Raw genomic sequence first — 9,482 nt, 5'->3', positions numbered from 1 at the left:
GTGAAAGGTCAGATACTGCATTGGTAATTGTCGGGGCCCATCACAACTGTAAACTCGCGCAGGTAACGAGCATCGAACTTGCCCTTCATCTCGTACATGATCTTCAGCGCGGGATAGGTTTCCATAGCTTCCTGGTAGACCCTGCGGGTCGTCAACGCATCGAAGACATCGGCGATCATGATGATTTTTCCATAATCATGAATTTCGTTTTCCAGAAGTCCTTTGGGATAGCCGGAACCGTCCAGGCGTTCATGATGCTGGATGACGGGGATGTAGGAGTCCTCGACCAGCAGGTTGGTCTCTTTTAACAGATCGTTGCCGAACCCGGGATGTTTTTTCATGATATTGAATTCAGCGGCGTTCAGTGATGAGCGCTTATTGATGATCCTGGTCGGAATCTTGACTTTGCCGACATCGTGCAACAGCGCGCCCACCCCCAGTTCACCGAGTCCCTTGCGGTCGGTGATACCCAGCCTCTGGGCCAGGGCTATCGTAAATGTACAGACATTGACCGAATGGGTGTAGGTGTAGTAGTCGAACGAAGTGATTTTGAGAAGATTTAAAAACGCCTCCCGTCCGCGCAGTATGTATTCGACCGTGTTGGCGATCATGTCCTTTGAACGGCGGATGTTGTCGCCCAGAGTCGGGTTGGAGAGCACTTCGCGCATCAGTGATTTCGAGGTCTCGTAGATGATGCCCGCTTTTTTTGATTCCGGGATGGTTTTATCTTCTATGATCGTGTTTAAATTTTGTTCGATATAACGCTGATAGTTGCGTCTTTCAGAAGGCTTGATATAGAGGCGGTAGACGTTAGCTTCAAGCAGTTTGTTTTTTGACTTTTCTGTAAACGGCAAATTGCGTGAGCGATACAGGACCGGCTCGTTGGCAATACGTATATACAGGTCGAAATCGAGGATCGTATCCAGCCTGAGCGTCTCCAGATAAATCGGGAGGTAGTTTTTGATATCCTCTTTTTGCTGTTCGCTTTTGCTTATTATCATATTGAAGTTATCGTCAGATTTCCAAAAAAATAAATAAAGAAACCCCGCTTTTTAAGGCGGGGTTTGTACCAGGAGTAATGGATTTTAGGAGGTATAGCTTCTCACCATCAGCAGGACTGACTGGAGAGAGGAAGTAATATTTGTGAGGGTTTTCGAATACCGTTTCAAAAGTTCAGAATACTGCCAGCGCATCGAGAAAGCTTCGCTCGAGAATTCGAACAGGTCGAGGAGCGCTTTGCGGTGGATTTCTTCGATATATCGAGTAACATAGTAAGGATATTCACCGACTTCATGTTTGGTTTCTTCGCCCTTGGAAATCTTGTCGCGCACCATTTCCACTTTTTCCAGCACTACTGTTCCAAAGCACCACGGGCTCATAAACATGCCCAGCGAGTCCTCGGTCGCGTAGAACCTCTTAACGGTGGTCAAAACGACCTCCATAATGATCTTGCGGGCACGGTAAAATGCTTTGGCTTCGAGATGGTCGTCCGGGGTCTCATCCAGCCTTTTCTGGGTCTCCTGGTAGATCGGAACTGCGCGTTCCCAGACCTCTTCCAGGAAGCTGTAATAATCTTCCAGGTATACTTTGACGCCCTCGGAGATGCTTACAATATAGTGACCCTTTTCATCTCTTTTTATCTTCGGTTCGGGGACTTTTTCGAGTCGTTCTTCCGAGAAGCCGCGTTTGGTAATCCTGCTCAACATCGTGTGTACCTCCTTGATCTTCCATCTTTTCTATTCCCTATTTGAGCAAGAGGCGTGCCGTTTGGTTGAATCAACACGGAGTGTAAAGCGGGGCAACCTTTCCCGTTTGCATATAACGGATTAAGTCCGGCTGTTCAGGAATTGAGCAGTATGCAGGGGTTTGCCGTGAGTGCAGATGGTGTCAGTTTCGACCCGGGTTTGTGCAGGAGTTTGCAGATTGACAAGTTATAAATTGACAGGGCTCAAAATGCGTGCGATATATAGCACCATGATGAGAATTATGGCGCTCGATTACGGGACCAAAAAGATCGGGGTCGCATTTTCCGATCCGACCGGGGGATTTGTTTCGGAGACTGTGACTATTCGTTCTAAATCAGAAAAAGAAGCGCTCCAGAAAATATCCGATATGGCCGAAGAGTTGAATGTGGGCCGTATTCTTCTGGGGTATCCGCTTTTAGAGGATGGCTCTGCGGGTGAGATGGCCCGGGCGGTGCAAAAATTTAAACTGAAGCTCGAAAAACAACTCGATCAGCAAATAGTTCTTGTGGATGAGCGTTTTACCTCAGAGGAAGCCGAAGAGTACCTGCACGCGCAGGGTAAAAAGATCAAGGGCAACCGCGATAAGCTCGACGCCATCAGCGCGGCTATCCTTTTGACTGATTACCTGCGGGAGACGGGGCGACTCTGATGGTCACTTTTTTTCGAGCTGTGTGGGCTTTTTTTATAACTTTAGTACTCCTCGGGGGTACCATACTGTATATGCCACTTAAAGTTATTGCCCGGCTCTATGTCGGTTTAAGGGGAAAGAGATCGTGAGACACAGGCTGATTTTGGTAGCGCTGATAATACTTTTGGCATTTGCTTCACTGATGATATATATGCGCAGTCCGATTTTGGTCGATCAGGACCGGGTTCACCTGAAAGTTTACGCCGGCGACGGTGTAGGTACGATCCTGCACCGGGCGGACAGCCTGGGGTTGTCTATAAATTCATTGGTGGCAAAGACATACTTCCGGCTGACCGGTTCTGACAAAAAGCTCGCCCCGGGGCGCTACACGATCAGCTTTAAAGATTCTCGGCACGACTTCCTGAAACGGCTGAAAACCGGTGACATCGATCATCTCTGGGTCACGATCCCGGAGGGGCTGACTGTCAACCGGACGATCGAACTGCTTGCGCGCCAACTGGAACAGCCGATTCTGGATTTCATTAAGCTCGAAAACGATGAAAAATTCCTCCAGAGCCTGCCGTTTGCGCCGGAATCATTGGAAGGTTACCTCTTTCCGGAGACCTACCGTGTCCCCTATACTATCAAACCTGATGAGATGATCAGGGTTATGGTCGCTTCACTGCGGGATTTTATGGGCGATTCATTGCTCGTGCGGGCCGAGGAGCTCGGTTTTGATGCTCATCACCTTTTGACTTTCGCCTCCTTGATTGAGGCCGAAACGGCCGATCGCAAGGAGATGCCGGTTATATCCAGTGTATTTCACAACAGAATCAAGCGCAATATGCTCCTGCAGTGTGATCCGACGGTGATCTACGCCCTGGGTGGGCTGGATCGACCGCTTTACCGCCGTGATTTAAAATTCGATTCACCCTATAACACATATGTCTACAAAGGGCTTCCTCCGGGGCCGATTAATTCTCCAGGCAAACATGCGATCCTGGCTTCTTTGTACCCTGATGATACCGATTATCTCTTTTTCGTGGCCGATGTCACCGGTGAGCATATCTTCTCAAAAACCAACGCCCAGCACAACAAGGCCCGTCAGGAAATCAAGGCCAGGCGCCGTGCGATGAAGTGACGCCTCCGACTTAAGTTATACCATCATAGTGACTTACTCGTATCAGAGCGGATATTTTTTTCGATTCTTGACTTTTATTGAATTTCATCTAAATTCAGCCCGAGGACTTTTCATGACAATGGATTCTAAACGAGTTGAACATCTGGCGGAATTGATACGACTAGAGATTAGCGCCGATGAAACGGCCAATCTGCGTTCGGATTTAAAAGAAATCACCGCCTATATGACTAAACTGAGGAATATCGAACAAGAGTCGCCTGAATTGCCGGATGATGAAACTACCGAGCATATCCAACCTCTCAGGGAAGACCGGATCCAGGCTTCAATGGATGTCGAAGAAGCGCTTAAAAACGCTCCAGGGACCGAAAACAAACTATTTAAAGTACCAAGGGTAATAAAATCGTGAAAACTGTGGGAGTAATACCGCTCCGGATGGGCTCTAAGCGATTCCCGGGCAAGGCTTTGCATAAGATCAAGGGGCGCCCGCTGGCGGAATGGGTCTATAACGGGGCAAAACGCAGCCGTATGCTGGACAAGCTGATAATCGCCACCGATGACAAGAAAATCGCTGATTTCGCCGAATCGATCGGAGCTGAATGCGTTATCTCGGATAAAAAACACAGCTGTGGAAGTGAACGTGTAGCCGAGGCGGTCGCTAAGTATAAGCCCAAAATAGTTGTCAATATTCAGGGCGATGAAATCGGCGCCGATGCCGAACTGATCAGGCTTTCGATTAAGGCGGTCGAGGGAGACAAATACGCCTGGGCCGGCACTGTAGCTCGTCTATTGAAAGCCAAAGAAATCGAAAACAATGATAATGTGAAAGTTGTTGTTGATAATTGGAAACGCGCGCTGTATTTTTCGCGCTGTCCGATTCCCTGCAAAGCCGACGGTGTCAAAGGCAGGGTAGAGTATTACGGTCACGTCGGCGTCTACGCTTTTCGGTACAAGTTCCTGCAAAAATTCGCGGAACTTAAACCGACCCCGCTGGAAAAAGCCGAGAAGCTGGAGCAACTGAGAATTTTGGAGCACGGCGGAATTATCTCGGTGGCGTTTACGAAGAACGATTATATAAGTATCAATAGAAAATCTGATATAAAAACAGCTGAGGGTAAACTAAAATTACAGGACAATTAAAATGGCGGCTGATGGCAAAACCAAATATATCTTTGTGACCGGCGGGGTAGCATCCGCACTGGGCAAAGGTATCTCCTCAGCATCGCTGGGGCTTCTTCTCAAAAAGCGGGGACTCAAAGTCAATATCATGAAACTCGATCCCTACCTTAATGTCGATCCGGGTACGATGAATCCGTTTCAGCATGGCGAGGTGTTCGTGCTCGACGACGGTTCGGAGACCGATCTGGATCTGGGGCATTATGAGCGTTTCACCGATGAAAACCTGACGATCGACAACAATGTCACCTCGGGCGCGATCTACAATACGGTGATCTCGCGTGAACGCAAGGGCGATTACCTGGGCGCGACAGTACAGGTGATTCCGCATATCACCAACGAGATCAAGAACCGGGTGCGCAAGCTCAGCAAGCTCAACGGCGGGGTCGATGTCATCATAATTGAGGTCGGCGGTACTGTCGGCGACATTGAAGGACTGCCGTTTTTAGAAGCGATCCGCCAGATGGGACTCGAGGAAGGCCCTGAGAATACTCTTTATATCCACCTCACCCTGGTTCCGTTTATTGAGTCAGCCGGCGAGATCAAGACCAAGCCGACCCAGCATTCGGTCAAGGCCCTGCGTGAAATCGGTATTCAACCTAATATACTCTTGTGCCGTACTGTTAAACAGTTGACGCCCGATGTCAAAGAGAAGATCGGGCTGTTCTGTAATGTTTCTCCGACCGCTGTAATGCAGGCGATTGACGCCAGGACGATATATGAAGTACCACTACTTTTACATGATGAAGGTCTCGATGATCTCGTGACCCAGCATCTCAAGCTGTTCTGCCGTCCACCCGACCTGGGTGATTATCGTAATTGGGTGAACAAAATCAAAAACCCCAGGTATAAAGTGCGGATCGGCATCTGTGGCAAGTATGTCAAGCTCAAGGACGCGTATAAGTCTATTATAGAGGCGTTCACCCATGCCGGGGTTGAAAATGACACCTCCGTCGAGCTGGTCTGGGTCTCCTCTGAAAATATCAAGCAAAATGGCGCTGAGATATATCTCAAGGGTCTTGACGGTCTCCTGATACCAGGCGGTTTCGGAGAACGGGGAATCGAGGGCAAAATCGAAGCGATTCATTTCACCAAGGACCGCAAGATACCGTTTCTGGGAATCTGTCTCGGGATGCATTGTGCTGTGATAGCAATCGCCCGCGAGATTCCGGGTATGGAGGATGCCAACAGTTTCGAATTCGACCGTGAGACCGATCACCCGGTAATACACATGATGCCTGACCAGGAGAATGTGACCGAGATGGGCGGTACCATGCGACTCGGAACCTATGAATGCCATCTGGCTAAAGGCAGTTTCTCAAACAAGGCTTACGGCCGTGATGTTATCCATGAACGCCATCGCCATCGCTATGAATTCTATAATAAATACCGCGATGTGCTGACCAAAAACGGGATGGTTATCGCCGGTCTTTCTCCCGACAAGCGACTGGTCGAAATCGTCGAACACAAGGATCACCCCTGGTTCGTGGGTGTGCAGTTTCATCCGGAATTGAAATCTAGGCCCTCCAAGGCTCATCCGCTCTTCCGCGATTTTGTCGCAGCCGCCTTGAAACATCGCAAGAAAAAAGATGAATCGGCCGAAGACAGCACGATCTACGCCAAAGTCGATGAAAATCAAAATTGACAAGTTCTCGCTGGGTGAGACCGAACCGCTGGCGATCATTGCCGGACCCTGTGCGGTCGAATCAGAAGATATTATCCTCAAAACTGCGGAGGGGCTGAAGCTTTTGTCGGAAAAGTTCAGTTTCCCTCTGATTTTCAAATCATCATATAAGAAAGCCAACCGAACATCTTTTGATTCATTCGACACTCTCGGAATCGAAAAAGCTCTCAAGATTCTGCATAAGGCCAAGACCGAGTTCGAGCTTCCGATCATTACCGATGTTCATACCGAACAGGAAGTCGAAATTGTTGCACCTGTGGTCGATGTACTGCAGATTCCGGCTTTTCTATGCCGTCAGACCGACCTGATAAAGGCCGCCGCCAAAAGCGGAAAGGTGGTCAATATCAAGAAGGGGCAGTTTATGGCTCCGGGGGATATGAAAAATGCCGCTGAGAAGGCTGTCATGGCAGGCAACGACAATGTCATGCTGACAGAGCGGGGAGCCTCGTTCGGTTATCACAACCTCGTGGTCGATTTCCGTTCGCTGGTCATAATGCGCAAGTTCGGTCACCCGCTTGTGTTCGACTGCACCCATTCAGTACAACTGCCGTCGGGTGCTTCAGGTGTATCGGGTGGACAACCTGAGTTTATACTTCCGCTGGCCAGGGCCGCGGTTGCCGTCGGATGTGATGCCCTGTTTATTGAAACTCATCCCGAACCAGATCGAGCATTGTCTGATGCGCACAGCCAGTTGCCGTTATCAGAATTCGAAAACTTCATTAAAAAAATACGTGAAATACGGGAAAGATGATATGCCACCTCTGAAGAAATCCGAACTTCTCAAAAAACTGAAAAAAGCAAAATTGATGATAATGGATGTCGATGGTGTCCTGACCGATGATAAGATTTATATAGGTCCCGATGGTGCCGAGTTCAAGCGTTTCGATATCGGTGACGGGCTGGCGACCTGGTTTGCCCGCCAGATAAAGCTTCAGCTGGCGATTATCTCTTCAAGGCAGTCCCCGGCTACTGATACCCGCGCCAGAGAGCTTCGGATCGATTTGCTGTATCAACAGCATGACAAACTGGCCAGCTACGAAGATCTCAAACAGAAGACCGGTGTTTCAGATTCCGAGGTGATCTTTGTCGGTAACGATCTTCTGGATATTCCGCTGATGAAAATAGTCGGCATAAAAATCTGCACCGCCAATTCGATTCAGAGCCTCAAGCGGGTCTGTCATTATATTACCAAAAACCCCGGAGGCGAAAGCGCCATCCGGGAAATAATCGACCTGGTGTTGAAATCACGAGGACTGAAAGAGGAGGATTTTCTGAAGTGAGTCTCAAGCTGGCCGAGGAAATCATACTCAGGGAAGCCGAGGCTGTCCGTAACCTGGCCGAAAGGCTCAACTCAGATTTCGAACAGGCGGTTGAATTGATCCTCAACTGTGAGGGCCGGGTGATCGTAACCGGCATGGGCAAGTCGGGTTTGATCGGCCGTAAAATTACCGCCACTTTCAACTCCACCGGCACACCGGCTGTGTACATGCATCCTTCCGAAGCGATTCATGGCGACTTGGGAATTGTGCGCAAAGAGGATATAGTCCTGATGATATCGAAGTCGGGTGATACCGACGAACTCTTCGATCTTCTGGTGCCGTTCAAAAGACTGGGGGTGCCGATTATTTCCATAGTTGGCAAGCTCGATTCGCAACTGGCAAAATCATCCGATTGTGTTCTGGATGCCTCCGTAGATCAGGAAGCGGAATCATTCAATCTGGTGCCGACCTGCTCGACTACCGCGGCCCTGGTGCTGGGCGATGCTCTGGCGATTGTGCTGTTGCGTAAACGCGATTTCTCGCCCGAGGATTTTGCCCGGCTTCATCCGGGAGGAGCGCTGGGCAGACGTCTGCTTCTGCGGGTCGAGGACCTGATGCATACCGATTCCGAAATCCCGGCGGTCGCACCTAAAGCGAATATGCAGGAGACCATTCTGGAGATGACTTCCAAGCGGTTAGGTTCGACTTTGGTGCTTAATTCCGATGGCAGTCTGGCGGGAATTTTTACCGATGGGGACTTGCGGCGGATGGTCGAGAAAGGGGGGGATGTCATGAAGCTTTCAGCTTCCGAGGTCATGGTTGCCTCGCCCAAGACTATCGCTAAAAGCGAGTTGGCCGAGAAAGCGCTGAACCTGATGGAATCCCATAAGATTACCGCGTTACCCGTAGTTAACCAAGAGGGCAAAGTCGAAGGGATCATTCATATCCACGACATTCTCCACAGAAAAATAGTGTGATCTTTTATCCTGTTCGAGTGTTCAAGTATACTGATGATCATGTGAGAATCAGCCGAAATAGATTATAAAGATATGAAGCAGATTAAATATTTTGCATTAACTTCTCTCTTGATTGTTTGTCTGGCGTGTGCCGGCGAGGATTCATCGTCGTCGGAAACCGGTGACAGCAAGAACACATCGACCGAGCAGGTCCTGCATGATTCCAGGATATACCTGACCCGTGACGGGCGCACCACGGCCATTATAGATGCCGCCCTGATCGAAAAACATTTCGGCCACAAAGAGACGATCGCACGCGGGATAACCGCTCATTTCTACGATTCGACCGGGCATGAGACTTCCTGGCTGACAGCTGATTCGGGTGAGGTGATCGAAGAAAACAACCGGATGACTGTCTGGGGCGATGTCGAGGTCACTTCCGATGATGGGGTCAAGCTTTATACCGAAGCGTTGAAATGGGATCAGGACAAAAACCGTGTGGTCAACAACGTCTACAACGAGATTCATCGCGGTGACGATATCCTGCGTGGCTATGGTCTCGAGACCGACCGTAACCTGAAGGAATTTACCCTCAAGAAACAGGTCTCAGGGCGAATCCGGAAATCCCCCGACGATTCGGAATAAGCTGTCAATTTCTGATTCACAAGACAAACCTGTTGAAAGTCCGTGGCACAGGAGCCGGAAAACAAATCTGTTAAATCCGGCTTGACATCAAATATACATCCTCGTATCCTGACCAATATATTTAACCTGCGAAAGGACTGCAAAATGCGTGAAATGCTGGATCTGACACTGGAGGAAGCCCGCGCCCGGCTTCTGCAGGTGGTTAACGACAAAGCTGTCTTCAAAGGGGAGTTTATCCTGGCCTCGGGCGC

11 protein-coding genes are annotated in these 9,482 nt (G+C 49.4%); 9 read left to right on the top strand and 2 right to left on the bottom strand.

What is annotated here, in order from left to right:
- Positions 1-8 precede the first annotated feature (8 nt).
- Together GF404_04640 and GF404_04635 are read right to left on the bottom strand one after the other, a co-directional pair.
- On the bottom strand, positions 9-1,001 hold the full coding sequence (locus GF404_04640) for an HD domain-containing protein (GenBank protein ID MBD3381467.1): 993 nt from the start codon (positions 999-1,001) through the stop codon (positions 9-11).
- Between the two features lie 84 nt (positions 1,002-1,085).
- Complete coding sequence (locus tag GF404_04635; protein ID MBD3381466.1) at positions 1,086-1,706, bottom strand: hypothetical protein; 621 nt, start codon at positions 1,704-1,706, stop codon at positions 1,086-1,088.
- Between the two features lie 175 nt (positions 1,707-1,881).
- Between GF404_04635 and ruvX the strand changes: the two genes are divergently transcribed.
- The 9 genes from ruvX to lptC all read left to right on the top strand — a co-directional run bounded on the left by ruvX (position 1,882) and on the right by lptC (position 9,231).
- Positions 1,882-2,394: a Holliday junction resolvase RuvX gene (ruvX, locus tag GF404_04630; GenBank protein MBD3381465.1), complete on the top strand. Its 513-nt coding sequence runs from the start codon at positions 1,882-1,884 to the stop codon at positions 2,392-2,394.
- A gap of 124 nt (positions 2,395-2,518) precedes the next feature.
- A complete protein-coding gene (gene mltG, locus GF404_04625; GenBank protein MBD3381464.1) occupies positions 2,519-3,514 on the top strand; it encodes an endolytic transglycosylase MltG in 996 nt (331 codons plus the stop codon).
- Positions 3,515-3,626: 112 nt separating this feature from the next.
- Entirely contained in the window at positions 3,627-3,920 is a 294-nt protein-coding gene (gene gatC, locus GF404_04620; GenBank protein ID MBD3381463.1) for an Asp-tRNA(Asn)/Glu-tRNA(Gln) amidotransferase subunit GatC, read from the top strand.
- Positions 3,921-3,946: 26 nt separating this feature from the next.
- The gene (gene kdsB / locus GF404_04615; protein ID MBD3381462.1) at positions 3,947-4,651 is read left to right on the top strand and encodes a 3-deoxy-manno-octulosonate cytidylyltransferase; all 705 of its coding nucleotides are present in this window, start codon (positions 3,947-3,949) and stop codon (positions 4,649-4,651) included.
- 1 nt (position 4,652) lies between these two features.
- Positions 4,653-6,332 (top strand): CTP synthase, encoded by a 1,680-nt coding sequence (locus GF404_04610; protein ID MBD3381461.1) that lies wholly within the window; start codon positions 4,653-4,655, stop codon positions 6,330-6,332.
- Positions 6,316-7,122, top strand: coding sequence for a 3-deoxy-8-phosphooctulonate synthase (gene kdsA, locus GF404_04605; GenBank protein MBD3381460.1), 807 nt, complete (start codon positions 6,316-6,318; stop codon positions 7,120-7,122). The genes GF404_04610 and kdsA overlap by 17 nt, the downstream gene beginning before the upstream one ends.
- Positions 7,001-7,651: an HAD hydrolase family protein gene (locus tag GF404_04600; GenBank protein MBD3381459.1), complete on the top strand. Its 651-nt coding sequence runs from the start codon at positions 7,001-7,003 to the stop codon at positions 7,649-7,651. The genes kdsA and GF404_04600 overlap by 122 nt, the downstream gene beginning before the upstream one ends.
- Positions 7,648-8,607 (top strand): KpsF/GutQ family sugar-phosphate isomerase, encoded by a 960-nt coding sequence (locus tag GF404_04595; protein ID MBD3381458.1) that lies wholly within the window; start codon positions 7,648-7,650, stop codon positions 8,605-8,607. The genes GF404_04600 and GF404_04595 overlap by 4 nt, the downstream gene beginning before the upstream one ends.
- Positions 8,608-8,679: 72 nt before the next feature.
- A complete protein-coding gene (gene lptC, locus GF404_04590; protein MBD3381457.1) occupies positions 8,680-9,231 on the top strand; it encodes an LPS export ABC transporter periplasmic protein LptC in 552 nt (183 codons plus the stop codon).
- Positions 9,232-9,482: the final 251 nt, after the last annotated feature.

The sequence above is a fragment of the Candidatus Zixiibacteriota bacterium genome, from assembly GCA_014728145.1.
GTDB lineage: Bacteria > Zixibacteria > MSB-5A5 > JAABVY01 > JAABVY01 > WJMC01.
The sequence above is the reverse complement of the archived record's forward strand: the minus strand, read 5'-3'. Positions and strand labels throughout refer to the sequence as shown.